Origin of the sequence: Streptomyces sp. NPDC005799, assembly GCF_040630525.1 — a bacterium.
Taxonomy (GTDB): domain Bacteria; phylum Actinomycetota; class Actinomycetes; order Streptomycetales; family Streptomycetaceae; genus Streptomyces; species Streptomyces griseorubiginosus_B.
Window position 1 is genome coordinate 111,576 of the sequence record NZ_JBEXXQ010000030.1, and the last position, 16,815, is coordinate 128,390.

The 16,815-nt window shown below is 70.4% G+C and carries 17 protein-coding genes; 9 read left to right on the forward strand and 8 right to left on the reverse strand.

From position 1 onward, the window contains the following. Positions 1-26: 26 nt before the first annotated feature. Together ABZ453_RS27915 and ABZ453_RS27920 are read right to left on the reverse strand one after the other, a co-directional pair. Positions 27-1,340 (reverse strand): CoA transferase, encoded by a 1,314-nt coding sequence (locus tag ABZ453_RS27915; protein WP_359018869.1) that lies wholly within the window; start codon positions 1,338-1,340, stop codon positions 27-29. 73 nt (positions 1,341-1,413) lie between these two features. Next, entirely contained in the window at positions 1,414-2,940 is a 1,527-nt protein-coding gene (locus ABZ453_RS27920; RefSeq protein ID WP_359018871.1) for a S8 family serine peptidase, read from the reverse strand. Between the two features lie 252 nt (positions 2,941-3,192). Here ABZ453_RS27920 and ABZ453_RS27925 point away from each other — a divergent pair, with 252 nt between their 5' ends. From ABZ453_RS27925 to moaA, 3 genes are all read left to right on the forward strand, one after another. Next, positions 3,193-3,549, forward strand: coding sequence for a DUF485 domain-containing protein (locus tag ABZ453_RS27925; protein WP_133048245.1), 357 nt, complete (start codon positions 3,193-3,195; stop codon positions 3,547-3,549). Then, positions 3,546-5,171 (forward strand): cation acetate symporter, encoded by a 1,626-nt coding sequence (locus ABZ453_RS27930; protein ID WP_133048246.1) that lies wholly within the window; start codon positions 3,546-3,548, stop codon positions 5,169-5,171. The genes ABZ453_RS27925 and ABZ453_RS27930 overlap by 4 nt, the downstream gene beginning before the upstream one ends. Positions 5,172-5,353: 182 nt before the next feature. Next, positions 5,354-6,343, forward strand: a complete 990-nt coding sequence (moaA, locus tag ABZ453_RS27935) for a GTP 3',8-cyclase MoaA (RefSeq protein WP_359018874.1) — start codon at positions 5,354-5,356, stop codon at positions 6,341-6,343. 7 nt (positions 6,344-6,350) lie between these two features. Here moaA and ABZ453_RS27940 read toward each other — a convergent pair whose 3' ends face one another. Then, positions 6,351-6,572: a hypothetical protein gene (locus tag ABZ453_RS27940; protein ID WP_133048247.1), complete on the reverse strand. Its 222-nt coding sequence runs from the start codon at positions 6,570-6,572 to the stop codon at positions 6,351-6,353. 213 nt (positions 6,573-6,785) lie between these two features. Further along, positions 6,786-7,184, reverse strand: coding sequence for a DUF3099 domain-containing protein (locus ABZ453_RS27945; protein ID WP_359018909.1), 399 nt, complete (start codon positions 7,182-7,184; stop codon positions 6,786-6,788). A 245-nt stretch (positions 7,185-7,429) separates the two neighbouring features. On the opposite strand from ABZ453_RS27945, the gene ABZ453_RS27950 reads away from it, so the two are divergent. Further along, complete coding sequence (locus ABZ453_RS27950; RefSeq protein ID WP_359018876.1) at positions 7,430-7,708, forward strand: GlsB/YeaQ/YmgE family stress response membrane protein; 279 nt, start codon at positions 7,430-7,432, stop codon at positions 7,706-7,708. A 205-nt stretch (positions 7,709-7,913) separates the two neighbouring features. Here the strand turns inward: ABZ453_RS27950 and tyrS are convergent, their stop codons facing one another. The 3 genes from tyrS to ABZ453_RS27965 form a co-directional block, all read right to left on the reverse strand. Next, complete coding sequence (tyrS, locus tag ABZ453_RS27955; protein ID WP_359018878.1) at positions 7,914-9,182, reverse strand: tyrosine--tRNA ligase; 1,269 nt, start codon at positions 9,180-9,182, stop codon at positions 7,914-7,916. A gap of 56 nt (positions 9,183-9,238) precedes the next feature. Then, a complete protein-coding gene (locus ABZ453_RS27960) occupies positions 9,239-10,633 on the reverse strand; it encodes a metallopeptidase TldD-related protein (protein WP_359018880.1) in 1,395 nt (464 codons plus the stop codon). Between the two features lie 82 nt (positions 10,634-10,715). Next, positions 10,716-12,239: a TldD/PmbA family protein gene (locus ABZ453_RS27965; RefSeq protein ID WP_359018882.1), complete on the reverse strand. Its 1,524-nt coding sequence runs from the start codon at positions 12,237-12,239 to the stop codon at positions 10,716-10,718. 254 nt (positions 12,240-12,493) lie between these two features. Here ABZ453_RS27965 and fabG point away from each other — a divergent pair, with 254 nt between their 5' ends. From fabG to ABZ453_RS27980, 3 genes are all read left to right on the forward strand, one after another. Then, positions 12,494-13,198 carry a 3-oxoacyl-[acyl-carrier-protein] reductase gene (fabG, locus tag ABZ453_RS27970; RefSeq protein WP_359018884.1) on the forward strand — a complete coding sequence of 235 codons (705 nt, stop codon included), beginning with the start codon at positions 12,494-12,496 and terminating at the stop codon, positions 13,196-13,198. 5 nt (positions 13,199-13,203) lie between these two features. Then, positions 13,204-13,971 carry an enoyl-ACP reductase FabI gene (fabI, locus tag ABZ453_RS27975; RefSeq protein ID WP_359018886.1) on the forward strand — a complete coding sequence of 256 codons (768 nt, stop codon included), beginning with the start codon at positions 13,204-13,206 and terminating at the stop codon, positions 13,969-13,971. A 174-nt stretch (positions 13,972-14,145) separates the two neighbouring features. Next, positions 14,146-14,487 (forward strand): hypothetical protein, encoded by a 342-nt coding sequence (locus ABZ453_RS27980; RefSeq protein WP_356761143.1) that lies wholly within the window; start codon positions 14,146-14,148, stop codon positions 14,485-14,487. Here ABZ453_RS27980 and ABZ453_RS27985 read toward each other — a convergent pair. After that, the gene (locus tag ABZ453_RS27985) at positions 14,468-15,157 is read right to left on the reverse strand and encodes an FCD domain-containing protein (protein ID WP_359018889.1); all 690 of its coding nucleotides are present in this window, start codon (positions 15,155-15,157) and stop codon (positions 14,468-14,470) included. The genes ABZ453_RS27980 and ABZ453_RS27985 overlap by 20 nt on opposite strands. Before the next feature lie 70 nt (positions 15,158-15,227). Between ABZ453_RS27985 and ABZ453_RS27990 the strand changes: the two genes are divergently transcribed. Together ABZ453_RS27990 and ABZ453_RS27995 are read left to right on the forward strand one after the other, a co-directional pair. Next, positions 15,228-16,520 carry a CynX/NimT family MFS transporter gene (locus ABZ453_RS27990; RefSeq protein ID WP_359018891.1) on the forward strand — a complete coding sequence of 431 codons (1,293 nt, stop codon included), beginning with the start codon at positions 15,228-15,230 and terminating at the stop codon, positions 16,518-16,520. Positions 16,521-16,568: 48 nt separating this feature from the next. Beyond that, positions 16,569-16,685, forward strand: a complete 117-nt coding sequence (locus ABZ453_RS27995) for an SGM_5486 family transporter-associated protein (RefSeq protein WP_359018893.1) — start codon at positions 16,569-16,571, stop codon at positions 16,683-16,685. Positions 16,686-16,815: the final 130 nt, after the last annotated feature.

A 16,815-nucleotide genomic window follows, 5' to 3' on the forward strand; every position in this document is an offset into this window, starting at 1 on the left:
GCATACGTTTCCGGACGCCCCGTGGCTCAGTCCCAGCGCGCCGAATCCGACCCCCAGGGCGTCGGCGGCCGCACCCAGTCGACCGGCCCGCCCGTGAAGGACACGGGAGGCAGGGCGTACCGCAGCCGTCCCAGCGCGCTGTTCGTCTCGGCGAGCCAGGGCCCCGGCCCGTCGTACGTGAGTTCCCCCGCCGGACCGGCCGTCAATCCGTTCAGGAGCCATTGGGCCGTTCGTGCCAGCGCCAGCCGCACGAACCTGCTGCCGCCCTCGGACGACTGCTCGGTCAGCGCCCGCAGTACGGCGCCGGCCAGCAGATAGCCCGTCCCGTGGTCGAGGGCCTGTGCGGGCAGCGCACCCGGCGCCTCCTTCGCCCCCTCGATCGCCGCGATGCCGGTCGCGACCTGCACCAGGCTGTCGAAGCCCCGACGCCCGGCCCAGGGCCCGTACGCACCCCAGGCCGACACCTGGGCGACCACGATCCCCGGCCGCCGCTCGGCCAGTGCCCGGGGCGAGAGCCCGAACCGGTCCAGGGCGCCGGGCCGGTACCCGGTGACCACGACGTCCGCACCGGCGAGCAGTTCCTCGAAGGCGGCCCGGTCCGCCGCCAGGTCCAGGAGCGCCGAGCGTTTCCCGAACCCCGTGTCGGCGTGCTGGTCGGGCAGTTCGGGCAGATCCGGGGGGTCCAGGCGCAGCACGTCGGCGCCGAGCAGGGCGAGGGTACGGGTCGCGACCGGGCCGGCCAGCACCCGCGTCAGGTCCAGCACGCGCACCCCGGCGGCGGGCAGGAGGGGAGTGCCGTCGATCGGCGCGAGCACCCGCGCGCGAGCCTCGTCGAGCCGCTCGTGCTCGACGAGGGGCCGCCGCGCCACCTCGGCACCCTGCTCATGGGCGGCCCACTCCTCGGGGGTGCGCAGGGCCACTGCCAGGCCCCCGGCCGCGTGTACGGACTCCTCGACCTGCGACGAGGTGCGCTCCGCGAGCGCCGCCTCGGCGGCGCCCACGTCCTCGGGCACCCCCAGCACACCGAGCAGCCGCGCCCGGTGGTGCGGATAGTTCGCATGCGTCCGCACCCAGCCGTCCGACGTCCGCCAGAACCGCGACAACGGCGCGAAGGTGACCGGCGCCCGTCCGTCGACGAGCACATGCCGCTCGCTGTGGAACGCGGTGGCCACGGCCCCGTCGTCCACCCGGACCTCGGGCACCCGGTCGAGCCCCGCCCGCAGCGCCGCCAGTCCGGCTGCGGCCGAGGCGCACGACTCGACGCAGGCGCGCGCCAGCTCGCGTGCGGGAAGGCGCCCCTGGAGAGCGCCCTCCCGCACCACTGTCTTGATTACAGTCATGACTGCACTATGCAGTATTGACTCAATCAATATGTGGACCGAAGGGATCCGTACCGCAAGGATCCCGGCCGGTCTACTTCACCGCGCGCAGGGCGCTCACGATGCCGAAGCCGTAGAAGCCGTTGACGCGCTTGCCGCCCACACAGGTCGCGTCCACCACGCCGTCGCCGTTCCCGTCGTACGGGTCGGTCGGGCAGCCCGGGTTCACCGCCTCGGCCTTCAACAGTGCCTGCAACTGGGCCGGTGTGGCCCACGGGTGCGTCGACTTCAGCAGCGCGGCCACGGCCGCCACGTGCGGAGTCGCCATCGACGTGCCCTGGAGGTAGCCGTACTGGTTGTTGGGCAGCGTGGACAGGATGCGGCCGTTCTTCGACGGCGTGTCCGGGATCTGGTACTTGTCCCCGCCCGGCGCCGCGACGTCGATGACGCCGTAGCCGTAGCTGGAGTAGTACGACTTGGCGCCCTTGACCCCCGTCGCGCTGACCGTGACGACACCCGGCAGTTGGGTCGGCACGTCGAAGCACTCGTGCGGATCGACCGTACGGTTCACCGGCGTCGAATCGTCCGGGCTGGAGGCGTCGACCAGGGCGTTCGAGTCGAGGTCGTTGTTGGAGTTGCCCGCCGCGGCGACATTGAGCGTGCCCTTGTGCTGGGCGTACAACTGGGCCCTGTTGACCGCGTCGACGATCGCGCGCTGATCGGGATCGTCCAGGCAGTTGTACTGCCACGGATCAACGTAGTAGCTGTTGTTGGTGATCTCGACGCCGTGGTCGGCGGCGAACACGAAGGCGCAGACGACGCTCTCCGGGAAGAACAGCTGGTTCGCGTCCGGCTGGGCCACCGTGATGCCGGCGACCTTCACACCGGGCGCGACGCCCGCGACACCGATGCCGTTGCGAGCGGCGGCGATCTCGCCGGCCACATGCGTGCCGTGGTAGTGGTCGGCGTCCACCGGCCGCCAGGAGCCGTACGTGGTGTCCGCCTTGCCGCTCACGCAGTTCGCGGACTGTGAGGGCGAGAAGTTCGGCGCTATGTCGGGGTGGGTGTCGTCGACGCCGACGTCGATGACCGCGACGGTCACCTTCTTGCTGCCCGGGTCGATCGCGGCCGCCTTGTCGGCGCCGATCGCCCTGAGGTCCCACTGGTCGGCCTCGAGGGGCTCCTCGCCCGCCGTGGCGCCCTTCGCGAGCTTCGCCGACTCGGCCTTGGAGAGGTACTGCACCGCGCCCTCGTCCGTCGTTCCCGCCGCCTGCACCGGCGAGGTCCGCGAGGCGCCGGCGGACTGCACGCCGCGGACCTCGCGTATCTTCTTGGCGAAGTCGAGGTCCGTTGAGTGGACGACGATCACACCGATCCTGTCGTACGACACCACGACGGAACCGCCGGCCGCCTTGATCGCCGCCTTGACCGACTTGATCGTGTAAGGGTCCGTCTTCGTGTTGACGAGGTAGGCGTAGGTGTCCGCGGCGGCGGCCTGGGAAGCGGACTCCGCGCGCGGGGCGGCCTGCGCGGCCGCGGGGAGGAAGCCGAGCGAGGCGGTCAGCGACAGCGCGACCGGCACCGCGAGGGCGAGCCGGCGTCTGGAACGCAGATGAGCCATGGGGTCTCCACATCATCCGGATACGAAAACCGCCCGAGACACAGGTGGTGCTCGGGCAGGTACATGACGGGCGGTCCAGGGCGAAAACTATCCTCCGAAGTCCCTGGTCAGCAATGAGTTCCCCAACGTCAGTTCGGAAAGAGGTCAAGGACGTTGAACCTGTCCTCGCGTGGCGCCGTGACCTTGGACAGGGACCGCGAGGACACTCGCCCCGACCCCGTCCCGCCCGCATCCGCAACGCGAGGAGACTCCGTGGCCACCGAGACACCGCCCCCCTCGAATACCCAGGCCCAACTCCCCTCCACCGAGGAGTTCGTGACGGTGCAGGAGAGCGCGGAGTTCGGTGAACTGCGCCGCTCCCACCGCTCGTTCGCCTTCCCGCTCACCATCGGCTTCATCGCCTGGTACCTGCTGTACGTGCTGCTGTCGAACTACGCGGACGATTTCATGGGCACCCAGGTGGTCGGCAACATCAACGTGGCCCTCGTCCTGGGCCTCGCCCAGTTCCTGACCACGTTCCTGATCGCCTGGTGGTACTCGCGGCACGCCGCCGCCCAGCTCGACCCCAAGGCCGAGGCCATCAAGACCCGGATGGAGGGCGGCGCATGAGCCCCGCGCAGCACACCCTGCTCGCCGCGGGCGAGGCGAGCCAGCACCGCCCGCTGATCATCACCCTGTTCGCGGTGTTCGTCGCCGCGACCCTCGTCATCACCGTCTGGGCCGGCCGCCAGACCAAGGACGCCGCCGACTTCTACGCCGGCGGACGCCAGTTCACCGGCTTCCAGAACGGCCTCGCCGTCTCCGGCGACTACATGTCCGCCGCGTCCTTCCTCGGCATCGCCGGCGCCATCGCCCTCTTCGGCTACGACGGCTTCCTGTACTCCATCGGCTTCCTGGTCGCCTGGCTGGTCGCCCTGCTCCTGGTCGCCGAACCGCTGCGCAACTCCGGCCGTTACACCATGGGCGACGTCCTCGCCTACCGCATGCGCCAGCGCCCGGTGCGCACGGCGGCCGGTACGTCCACCATCGTCGTCTCGATCTTCTACCTGCTGGCCCAGATGGCGGGCGCGGGCGTCCTGGTCTCCCTGCTGCTCGGCATCACCAGCGACGGCGGCAAGATCGGCATCGTCGCCCTGGTCGGCGTCCTGATGATCGTGTACGTCACCATCGGCGGCATGAAGGGCACCACCTGGGTGCAGATGGTCAAGGCGGTCCTGCTGATCGCGGGCGCGCTGCTGCTGACCTTCCTGGTGCTGCTGAAGTTCCACTTCAACGTCTCCGACCTGCTCGGCTCCGCCGCCGACAACAGCGGCAAGGGCGCCGCCTTCCTGGAGCCCGGCCTGAAGTACGGCGCCACGGGCACCACCAAGCTGGACTTCATCTCCCTCGGCATCGCCCTGGTCCTGGGCACCGCCGGCCTGCCGCACATCCTGATCCGCTTCTACACGGTGCCGACCGCCAAGGCCGCCCGTAAGTCCGTGATCTGGGCGATCGGCCTGATCGGCGCCTTCTACCTGATGACCCTCGCCCTGGGCTTCGGCGCCGCCGCGCTGATCAAGCCCGACGAGATCATCGCCTCCAACAAGGCGGGCAACACGGCCGCACCCCTGCTCGCCCTGCACCTCGGGGGCGTGGACTCCAACTGGGGCGCGATCCTGCTCGCCACCATCTCCGCGGTCGCGTTCGCCACGATCCTCGCGGTCGTCGCGGGCCTGACCCTGGCCTCGTCCTCCTCCTTCGCGCACGACATCTACGCGAACGTCATCAGGAAGGGCCAGGCGACCGAGAAGCAGGAGATCGGCGCGGCCCGCTGGGCGACCGTCGGCATCGGCGCGGTCTCCATCGTCCTGGGCGCCCTCGCCCGCGACCTGAACGTGGCCGGTCTGGTCGCCCTCGCCTTCGCGGTCGCCGCCTCCGCCAACCTCCCCACGATCCTCTACAGCCTCTTCTGGAAGCGGTTCACCACCTCCGGAGCCCTGTGGTCGATCTACGGCGGCCTGGTCACCGCGGTCGGCCTGGTGCTGTTCTCGCCGGTCGTCTCGGGCAAGCCGACGTCGATGTTCCCGGACGTCGACTTCCACTGGTTCCCGCTGGAGAACCCCGGCATCATCTCGATCCCGGTCGGCTTCCTGCTCGGCATCCTCGGCACCTACCTCTCCAAGGAGGAGCCGGACGCCGGCAAGTACGCCGAACTGGAGGTCCGGTCCCTCACCGGCACCGGAGCCCACTGAGAACCCCCGCACCACCCCCTCGCAGCGGCCGCGTCGTAGATCCCTACGACGCGGCCGCGCCGCACCTCGTGGGATCGGGCGGCTGTCGTTGTCAGTCGTGTCACGTAGGCTCGCAAGTGACAGGAAAAGACCCAACGGCGCTGATCCGCCCGCACCGAACCGCTACGAGGGAGGGGGCCCACGTGCTCATCGACACCTACGGCCGAGTGGCCACCGACCTGAGGGTCTCGCTGACCGACCGGTGCAACCTCCGCTGTACGTACTGCATGCCCGAGGAGGGCCTGCAGTGGCTGGCCAAACCCGACCTGCTCACCGACGACGAGATCGTCCGCCTGATCGACATCGCCGTCACCTCACTGGGCATCGAGGAGGTCCGCTTCACCGGCGGCGAGCCCCTGCTGCGCCCCGGCCTGGTCGGCATCGTGGAGCGCGTCGCCCGGCTGGATCCCCGCCCGCAGATGTCCCTCACCACCAACGGCATCGGCCTGAGGCGCACCGCGACGGCCCTGAAGGCGGCCGGCCTGGACCGGGTCAACGTCTCCCTCGACACCCTGCGCCCGGACGTCTTCAAGACCCTCACCCGCCGCAGCCGCCACCAGGACGTCCTCGACGGCCTCGAAGCCGCCCGCGAGGCCGGACTGACCCCGGTGAAGGTCAACTCGGTCCTGATGCCCGGCCTGAACGACGACGAGGCCCCGGACCTGCTGGCCTGGGCCGTCGCGCACGACTACGAACTGCGCTTCATCGAGCAGATGCCCCTGGACGCCCAGCACGGCTGGAAGCGCGAGGGCATGGTCACGGCGGGCGACATCCTGGCCTCCCTGCGGACCCGCTTCGACCTCACCCCCGAAGGCGCGGACGAGCGCGGCTCGGCCCCCGCCGAGCGCTGGCTGGTCGACGGCGGCCCGCACCGCGTGGGCGTCATCGCCTCCGTCACCCGCCCCTTCTGCGCGGCCTGCGACCGCACCCGTCTCACCGCCGACGGCCAGATACGCACCTGCCTGTTCGCCCGGGAGGAGACCGACCTGCGGGCCGCCCTGCGTGACGGCTCCCCGGACGAGGAGATCGCCCGCATCTGGCGCCTGGCGATGTGGGGCAAGAAGGCGGGCGCCGGCCTGGACGACCCGTCCTTCGTCCAGCCGGACAGGCCGATGTCGGCGATCGGCGGTTGATCGGCGGCTAGGCCCCGGCGGCCGCTTCCCACTCCGAGAGCGGCACGACATCCTTCAGGAACCCCCGCACCCCGAGGAACTGCGACAGATGCTCCCGGTGCTCCTCACAGGCGAGCCAGGTCTTGCGCCGCTCCGGCGTGTGGATCTTCGGATTGTTCCACGCCAGCACCCACACGGCGTCGACACGACAGCCCTTGGCGGAGCAGATCGGGGTGGTCTCGTCACTCACAGATTCGTCTCACAACCGCTGCACAAAAGGCGACGCCGAGCAGCCACGGGGGGAGCTGCCCGGCGTCGGTCTGTCGCTCCGACGGGGGATGCGGAGCGCCTACGAAGTATGTCACGGGTAACCCGTCGCCCGGCACTGGAACAACATGATTGATCTGAGCTTTTCTTGAGCTTGGCGCGTAGTCGCCTTCCGCTTACGACACCTGCGCGCCGCTCAGGTCCGGTCGCGCGGCTCGCTTCGTACGCCCGGCCCGGGCTCCGTCGCGACATCTTCCGGGACGGGTTCCGCGAAACCGTCATTCGTCCGTGACGGTGTGATCATCGGACGCATCGGCACGGTCACGAACGTCGTCGGAAGCGACGGCGCGTTCTCCCGCCCCGCGTTCGCGATCACCACCGCGATATAGGGCAGCACCGCTCCCAGTACCAACGCAACGATCGCGACAGGCCGTTCGACGTTCCACAGTGAGGCCGCGAGAATCACCGCCACCGTACGGATCGACATCGAGATCACGTACCGCCGCTGCCGACCGCGTACGTCCTCGTGGAGTCCCGTCCGGGCCCCGGTGATCCGGAACACCTGGCCGTTGCCACCGCCATGCTGCTTCCGCATCACATTCCACCATCCGCCCGCATCGGCCCCGCACCGCCCCGTGCTCGGTCCGACCCCGGCCGGGGTACGAGGTCCGGACCACTCCAACGTTACGCCGCGCCTGCGTCGCCTACGAGACCGGGTCACCTCCCGCCTGGGCGAACGGCATCGGCCGTAGCGCGTACGGCGGCACCCGACATGCGCCGTACGGCGTACGGGCGAAGACTGGCCCCAGAGCTCACCTCGAGCCGTACAAGGAGGCAGTCATGGGCTGGTTGTGGGCGATCATCGTGGGATTCGTGCTGGGCCTGATCGCCAAGGCGATCATCCCCGGCAAGCAGCACAGTCCTCTCTGGCTGACCACCATCTGCGGCATGCTCGGCGCGATCGTCGGCAACGCGATCGCACGCGCGGTCGGGGTGGAGTCGACCCCCGGCATCGACTGGAGCCGCCACGCCTTCCAGCTCGTGGCCGCGATCATCATCGTCTTCGTGGTCGACATGCTGTACATGGCGACGCTGGGCAAGCGCAAACAGGCGGCCTGACAGAACAGGGCCGGGCTCCACGCACCGCACGGGAGCCCGGTCCTTCATCCGTCGGCGCAGCGGACCTGGTGAAAGCCGCTGCGGTTCGGTAGCGCCCCCAGGGGCCGCGAGGCCGTATCGACATGCGGCTGCCCCGCGGGGCGCGACCGACCACGACGGCGCCGCGGACGACCGACGGCACATGCCGGCACATCCAGCGGAGCGTTCAGGCGGACGTCACCTCGACCGCAGCCAGGTTCTTCTTGCCCCGGCGCAGCACCAGCCACCGCCCGTGCAACAGGTCCTCCTTGGCCGCGGCGGCGTCCTCGGAGGCGACCTTGACGTTGTTCACGTAGGCCCCGCCCTCCTTCACCGTCCGCCGCGCGGCCGACTTGCTGGCCACCAGACCGACCTCGGCGAACAGGTCCACGACCGGGCCGAGCTCGGCGACCTCGATGTGCGGCACCTCGGACAGCGCCGCCGACAGCGTCCGCTCGTCCAGCTCCGCCAGCTCACCCTGTCCGAACAGCGCCTTCGACGCGGCGATCACCGCGGCCGTCTGCTCGGCGCCGTGCACCAGCGTCGTCAGCTCCTCCGCCAGCGCCCGCTGAGCGGCCCGCGCCTGCGGTCGCTCCTCGGTCTGCTTCTCCAACTCCTCGATCTCCGCACGGGACCGGAAGCTGAAGATGCGCAGGAACTTGGAGACGTCCCGGTCGTCCGCGTTCAGCCAGAACTGGTAGAAGGCGTACGGCGTCGTCATCTCGGCGTCCAGCCAGACCGTGCCGGACTCGGTCTTGCCGAACTTGGTGCCGTCGGCCTTGGTGATCAGCGGCGTGCCCAGCGCGTGCACCACGGCGTCGGGCTCGACCTTGTGGATCAGGTCCGTGCCCGAGGTGAGGTTGCCCCACTGGTCGCTGCCGCCGGTCTGCAGCGTGCAGCCGTACCGCCGGTACAGCTCCAGGAAGTCCATGCCCTGCAGGATCTGGTAGCTGAACTCGGTGTAGCTGATGCCCTCCTGGGACTCCAGACGCCGGGCGACGGCCTCCTTGGCGATCATCTTGTTCACGCGGAAGTGCTTGCCGACGTCCCGCAGGAACTCGATGGCCGACATCCCCTGGGTCCAGTCCAGGTTGTTGACCATGACCGCGGCGTTCGGCCCGTCGAAGTCCAGCAGCGGGGCGATCTGCGCGCGCAGCCGCTCCACCCAGCCCGCGACGACCTCGGGCGAGTTCAGTGTGCGCTCGGCGTTGGGCTTCGGGTCACCGATCAGACCGGTGGCCCCCCCGACCAGGCCCAGCGGACGGTTGCCCGCGTCCTGGATCCGGCGCATCGTCAGGATCTGCACGAGGTTGCCGAGGTGCAGGCTGGGCGCGGTCGGGTCGAAGCCGCAATAGAACGTGACGGGACCGTCCGCGAACGCCTTGCGCAATGCGTCCTCGTCAGTGGAGAGGGCGATCAGCCCGCGCCACTTCAGTTCGTCGACGATGTCCGTCACGGTTCTCGTATCTCCTTGATGATCTTCGGGCGGTCGCGCGACCACCGGCTACGAGGTTATACGCCCTGACTGACAGAGCTCATATTGAAGTCGGGCACCCGCAGCGCGGGCATCGCAGCCCTAGTGAACCAGTCGCTCCACTCCCGCGGCAGCGTCTTTTCCGTGCGCCCGGCCTCGGTGGCCCGGCCCAGCAGGTCGACCGGGGACTCGTTGAACCGGAAGTTGTTGACCTCACCGGTCACCTCGCCGTTCTCGACGAGGTAGACGCCGTCCCGGGTCAGGCCGGTGAGCAGCAGGGTGGCCGGGTCGACCTCCCGGATGTACCAGAGGCAGGTCAGCAGCAGCCCGCGCCCGGTGTCGGCGACCATCTCCTCCAGCGAGCGGTCCTCGCCGCCGGTCAGGATGAGATTCTCGATGGCGGGAGCCACCGGCAGCCCGGTCAGGCCCGCGCTGTGCCGGGTGGTCGTGAGGTGCCGCAGCTCGCCGTCCCGAACCCAGTCGGTGGCCGTGAGCGGAAGTCCGTTGTCGAACACCGACTGGTCGCCCCCGGAGGAATGCGCGATCACGAAGGGCGCCGACTCCAGTCCCGGCTCGTTCGGATCACTGCGCAGGGTCAGCGGCAGCTCGGTCAGCCGATCGCCCACGCGCGTGCCGCCGCCCGGCCTGGAGAACACCGTGCGCCCCTCGACCGCGTCCCGGCCGGACGCCGACCACAGCTGGTAGATCAGCAGGTCGGCCACCGCGGTCGGCGGCAGCAGCGTCTCGTACCGCCCGGCCGGCAGCTCGACGCGCCGCTCCGCCCAGCCGAGGCGGACGGCGAGCTCGGCGTCCAGTGCCGCCGGGTCGACGTCCTTGAAGTCCCGTGTCGACCGGCCCGCCCACGCCGAGCGTGTACGGTCCGGCGACTTTGCGTTCAGCTCCAGGGTGCCGTTGGGCTGGTCGTGACGCAGGCGCAGCCCCGTCGACGTACCGACGTAGCTCGTCACCAGCTCGTGGTTGGCGAAGCCGTACAGCTCGCGCCCGCCGGCACGCGCGCGTGCGAAGGCCTCGCCCAGCGCGGGCGCGAAGTCGGCGAAGACGGCGGAGGTGGTCTCCGCGGGCGCGTCCGCGAAGTCGGGGGACGCGGGTACGCCCGCCACCAGCGGCTGCGCGTCCTCGGCGGGCCCGGCGCTGCGGGCGGCGGCCTCGGCGGCCCGCACCAGGGACGCCAGCTCGTCCACGGTCACCGCCGAGCGGGAGACGACACCGGAGGCGGTGCCCTCCTTGCCGTCGACGGTCGCGACGACCGTGAGCGTACGGCCGCGGGTCACGCCGTTGGTGGTGAGCGCGTTGCCCGCCCAGCGCAGGTTGGCGGTGGAGTGCTCGTCGGCGATGACGACACAGCCGTCGGCGGTGGACAACTCCAGCGCCCGCTCGACGATCTCGTGGGGCTTGTGGGTGCGGGCGCTCATCGACCGGCCTCCTGCGTCGTGTTGGGACTGTGCTTCACCGGGGGATGACCCCCGGACCCCCAGCCGATGCCTGCACTGGCGCTCATCGACCGGCCTCCTGCGTCGTGTTGAGGATGTTGACGCCCTTGAAGAGCGCCGAGGGGCAGCCGTGCGAGACGGCGGCCACCTGGCCCGGCTGGGCCTTGCCGCAGTTGAAGGCGCCCCCGAGGACGTACGTCTGCGGGCCGCCCACCGCGGCCATGGAGCCCCAGAAGTCGGTGGTCGTCGCCTGGTAGGCCACGTCCCGCAGCTGCCCGGTGATCCGCCCGTTCTCGATCCGGAAGAACCGCTGGCCGGTGAACTGGAAGTTGTAGCGCTGCATGTCGATCGACCACGACCGGTCCCCGACGACGTAGATCCCGCGGTCCACGCTGCCGATCAGATCGTCCGTCGACATCCCCGCCGGATCCGGACGCAGCGACACGTTGGCCATGCGCTGCACCGGCACATGGCCGGGGGAGTCCGCGAAGGCGCAGCCGTTCGACCGCTCGAAGCCGGTCAGCCTGGCGATGCGCCGGTCCAGCTGGTAGCCGACGAGCCTGCCGTCCTTCACCAGGTCCCAGGACTGGCCCTCGACGCCCTCGTCGTCGTACCCGATGGTCGCGAGTCCGTGCTCGGCGGTGCGGTCGCCGGTGACGTTCATCAGCTCGGAGCCGTACCTGAGCTTGCCGAGCTGGTCGAAGGTGGCGAAGGAGGTGCCGGCGTAGGCGGCCTCGTAGCCGAGCGCGCGGTCCAGCTCGGTGGCATGGCCGATGGACTCGTGGATGGTCAGCCACAGGTTGGACGGGTCGACGACCAGGTCGTACAGACCCGCCTCGACGCTCGGCGCCCGCATCTTCTCGGCGAGCAGCTCCGGGATCTGCTCCAGCTCGCCCTCCCAGTCCCAGCCGGTGCCCGTGAGGTATTCCCAGCCGCGTCCGACCGGCGGCGCGATCGTCCGCATCGAGTCGAACTCGCCGCTGGACTCGTCGACCGACACGGCCGTCAGCGACGGATGCAGCCGTACCCGCTGCTGGGTGGTCACGGTCCCCGCGGTGTCGGCGTAGAACTTGTTCTCGTGCACGGTCAGCAGTGAGGCGTCGACATGGTTGACTCCGTTCGACGCCAGCAGCCGCGAACTCCAGTCGGCCAGCAGCGCCGCCTTCTCCTCGTCCGGCACGGTGAACGGGTCGATCTCGTACGACGAGATCCATGTCCTGTCGGCGTGCACGGGCTCGTCCGCCAGTTCCACGCGCTCGTCCGAGCCGGCCGCCCTGATCACCTGGGCGGACAGCTTGGCCATCGCCACCGCCTGCGAGGCCACCTTGGCCGCCGCGTCGAGCGTCAGATCCACCCCGGACGCGAAGCCCCAGGTGCCCCCGTGCACGACCCGCACCGCGTACCCGAGGTCGGTGGTGTCCGACGAACCGGCGAGCTTGGCGTCCCGCAGCCGCCAGGAGGCGCTGCGCACTCGCTCGAACCGGAAGTCGGCGTGCTCGGCGCCCAGCGCACGCGCGCGTGCCAGCGCCGCGTCGGCGAGGGCGCGCAGGGGTAGGGCCGTGAAGGCTTCGTCGATGGTATGAGGCACCGAGGTCTCTCCTTGACTGTCGTGACCTGACCGGACCGGCGGTTGCCCCGATCATGTCGCGCCGGCGGGCCCGCCGACCACAGGTTTCGGGCCGCTGTCGGGACGATTCTGTAGAGACCCGACAGTGAGTCCCGTACGCCACTGTCGGTGCCCGAATGTCCTCAGGCGCGACCGGCCCGATAGGTTTTCGACTGAAGCCGCCTGTCACCAGGTGTTGGGCGGGTGTGTCAGACCCCTATCGAAAGGGTGATCCGTTGAGCCGCTCGGTTCTCGTCACCGGAGGCAACCGGGGCATCGGCCTCGCCATCGCCCGCGCGTTCGCCGACGCCGGCGACAAGGTCGCGATCACATACCGCTCCGGGGAGCCGCCGGCCGGCTTCCTGGCCGTCAAGTGCGACATCACCGACACCGAGCAGGTGGAGCAGGCCTACAAGGAGATCGAGGCCCAGCACGGTCCGGTCGAGGTCCTCATCGCCAACGCCGGCGTCACCAAGGACCAGCTCCTGATGCGTATGTCCGAGGAGGACTTCACGTCCGTCCTCGACACCAACCTCACCGGCACCTTCCGCGTGGTCAAGCGCGCCAACCGCGGCATGCTGCGCGCCAAGAAGGGCCGGGTCGTCCTCATCTCGTCGGTCGTGGGGCTCCTCGGCTCGGCCGGTCAGGCCAACTACGCCGCCTCCAAGGCCGCCCTGGTCGGCTTCGCGCGTTCCCTCGCCCGTGAGCTGGGCTCGCGCAACATCACCTTCAACGTCGTCGCGCCCGGTTTCGTCGACACCGACATGACCAAGGTGCTCACCGACGAGCAGCGCGCGGGCATCGTGGCCCAGGTGCCGCTCGGCCGCTACGCGCGGCCCGAGGAGGTCGCCGCGACGGTGCGGTTCCTCGCCTCGGACGACGCCTCGTACATCACTGGAGCCGTCATCCCCGTTGACGGCGGACTGGGAATGGGTCACTGAACACCATGAGCGGAATCCTCGAGGGCAAGCGCGTCCTGATCACCGGTGTGCTGATGGAGTCCTCCATCGCCTTCCACACCGCCAAGCTGGCCCAGGAGCAGGGCGCCGAGATCATCCTGACCGCGTTCCCGCGGCCCACGCTGACCGAGCGCATCGCCAAGAAGCTCCCCAAGCCCACCAAGGTCATCGAGCTCGACGTCACCAACGACGAGCACCTGGCCCGGCTGGCCGACCTGGTCGGCGAGGAGCTCGGCGGGCTCGACGGCGTCGTGCACTCCATCGGCTTCGCACCGCAGGACGCGCTCGGCGGCAACTTCCTGAACACGCCGTTCGAGTCGGTGGCCACGGCCATGCACGTCTCGGCGTACTCCCTGAAGTCGCTGACCATGGCCTGCCTGCCGCTGATGCAGAACGGCGGCTCCGTCGTCGGCCTCACCTTCGACGCGTCCTTCGCCTGGCCCCAGTACGACTGGATGGGTCCGGCCAAGGCCGCCCTGGAGGCCACCAGCCGCTACCTCGCGCGCGACCTGGGCAAGCAGAACATCCGCTGCAACCTCATCTCCGCGGGCCCGATCGGCTCCATGGCCGCCAAGTCCATCCCGGGCTTCGGCGAGCTGGCCTCCGTCTGGGACAGCCGCTCCCCGCTGGAGTGGGACATCAAGGACCCGGAGCCGGCCGGCAAGGGAGTCGTCGCCCTGCTGAGCGACTGGTTCCCGAAGACCACGGGCGAGATCGTCCATGTGGACGGCGGTCTGCACGCCATCGGAGCCTGACACTGCCGCTGGGCCGAGCCGAGAGAACGAGGGCCCGCGTCCTACGGGACGCGGGCCCTCGCGTGTCACTCGTCCGGGCTAGCCGGCCGGGCGGACCGGGCGGGCAACCGCGCATGCTGGATGAAGCGTGCACCACACGCTCCCCCTCCCGAGCCCGGCCGAGGAGGTCCCCTTGTGCGCCTGTCCCGCAGCCTGGCCTCAGCGACCGCAGCCGTCGTACTCGTCCTGTGCCTGCCCTACGAGGCGGTGCCCCACGCGCGTGTGAAGCGCCCCGCTCCGGCGGAGCCCTTCGGGGCCGAGTGCCGTACCAAGGTCACCGGGTCCCATGTGACCGCGTACTGCCACAACCCCTATCCGCAGACCGACGGCGTCAGCCTGCACGTGGAGTGCGAGCGGTGGTGGGATCTCGACACCGACAGCGCCACCGTCGACGCCGGGCCCGCCATGACCGTACGGCTCACCGGGCGCTGCTGGGAGGAGGTCCGCTCGGCGTGGATCACCCACCAGAAGCGGTGAACCGCCCCGGACGGCACAGGAACGGATAGCTGGCGGCCGCCGAGCCGGCCGCCTCCGCGTCACCCGCGCGGATCGCGTCGACCAGCCGCGTGTGCTCCATGTACGACTCCGGGTTCAGCGCGCCGCCCACGTCCTCACGCAGCCAGTCCCGCAGCACCTCGCCCAGGTCGGCGTACATCGCGGTCATGACGTCGTTGTGGGAGGCGGAGACCACCGCGAGGTGGAAGGTGGCGTCGGCTGTCACGAACGCCTCCGCGTCACCCGACTCCCAGGCCCCCTCGCGGCGCACCAGCAGCGTGTCGAGCTGCTTGAGGTCCTTCTCCGTGCGCCGCTCGGCCGCCAGGCTCGCCGCGGCAGACTCCAGCGTGGAGCGCAGCTCGGCGATGTGCCGGGGGTCGGCGTCGGCGAAGCGGCGGTGCATCACACCGGCCAGCTCGCTGGTCGCCACCACATAGGTGCCCGAGCCCTGGCGGATGTCCAGCAGGCCGTTGTGCGCCAGCGCGCGGACGGCCTCACGGACCGTGTTGCGGGCCACCCCGAGCTGTTCGACCAGCTCCGGCTCGGTCGGGATGCGGGAGCCGACCGGCCACTCGCCCGAGGTGATCTGGTTGCGCAGCGCGGCGATGACCTGCTCGGACAGGGCGGAACGGCGGGGATGGCTCAGGGGCATGGCACACCTTCGCACGAGGTGGCCGGGTGCGACCGGCCAAGGGATGGACAGCGGGTCATCCTATGATTCTATGATAGGTGGCATGCAGAGCGAGGAAACAACGACGATGACGTCCGAAACCGCGCGCAGCTCGGTCGGCCAGGACCCCGGGCGGCCCGTCACGCGCGCGTGGACGATGCGCGTGCTGGTCATCGGCATCGTCCTGTCGGCGCTCAACCTCCGCCCCGCCATCACCAGCCTCGGCGCGCTCCTGGAAGAGGTCCGCGACGGGCTCGGCATGAGCGGCAGCGTGACCGGACTCCTCACCTCGGTGCCCCCGCTCTGTTTCGCCGTCTTCGGCGTCACGGCCCCGCGCCTCGCCCGCCGGTTCGGCCCGGGAGCGGTCGTCTGCGCGGGCATGGTGGCCATCACCGCGGGTCTGCTGATACGGCCGTACGCGGGCGGTACGGCGGGCTTCCTGGCCGCCAGCGCGCTCGCCCTCATGGGCATCGCCGTCAGCAACGTCCTGATGCCGGTCATCGTCAAGCGCTGGTTCCCGGACCGCGTCGGCTCCATGACCGGCCTGTACTCCATGGCCCTCGCCCTGGGCACCTCGGCCGCGGCGGCGGTGACGGTGCCCATGACGGACGTCCTGGGCGGCAGCTGGCAGACCGGGCTCGCGGTGTGGGCGGGGCTCGCGGCGACGGCCGTACTGCCGTGGATCCCGTTCGTACGGGAGCGGGGCGCGCCGCCCGCCGACCCGGCACGGCAGCACGCGCGCGTGGAGGCGCCCGCGCTGCGGATCACCCGCAGCCGTACTGCCTGGGCGCTGGCCGTCTTCTTCGGGCTGCAGGCCACTGCCGCCTACATCACGATGGGCTGGATGGCGCAGATCTTCCGGGACGCCGGGGTGTCCGCGAGCACGGCCGGACTGCTGCTCGCCGTCACGATGGTCATGGGCGTGCCGCTGGCCTTCGTCATCCCGCGCGTGGCCACCCGGCTGCCCCAACAGGGCCCGATCGTGCTGGCGCTCGGCGCCTGCGGCCTGGCCGGGTACGCGGGCCTGTATCTCGCGCCCGCCGGCGGCGCCTGGGCCTGGGCCCTCCTGATCGGCGTCGCCAACTGCGCTTTTCCGCTGGCGCTGACGATGGTCGGCATGCGAGCCCGGACCGGGGCGGGCGTCGCCCAGCTGTCGGCCTTCGCGCAGAGCGTCGGCTACCTCATCTCCATCCCCGGCCCCCTGCTGGTCGGCGTGCTCTACCAGCACAGCGGCGGCTGGGGCCTGCCGATCGCCCTCATGGCCGCGCTGATGATCCCGCAGATGGTGGTCGGCGTCCTGGCGGGCCGCGACCGCACGGTGGAGGACGAGGCCGCCGCCCGCTGAGCTCACCCCGGCGGATCCGGCGCGGCCGGGGGGTGCGAGACTGGCCGTATGCCAGTGCTCGACCCGAACCCCCAGAACGGCCAGAAGAAGATGCTCATGGTCTTCGGCTCGTTCTTCGCCATCTTCGTGATCATCGCCATCGTCGCGACGATCGTCTCGCCGTGACCCCCGGTTCCCCCTCCCGAGGGTGGGGCTAGCCCCAATGCCGCTGCTTTAAGTGGTGGCCTTGGATTTTCGCTTGGTCGGGGCGGTCCTGGACGCGGGAACGATGGTGACCGCCTCGGCCGGTGCGGCG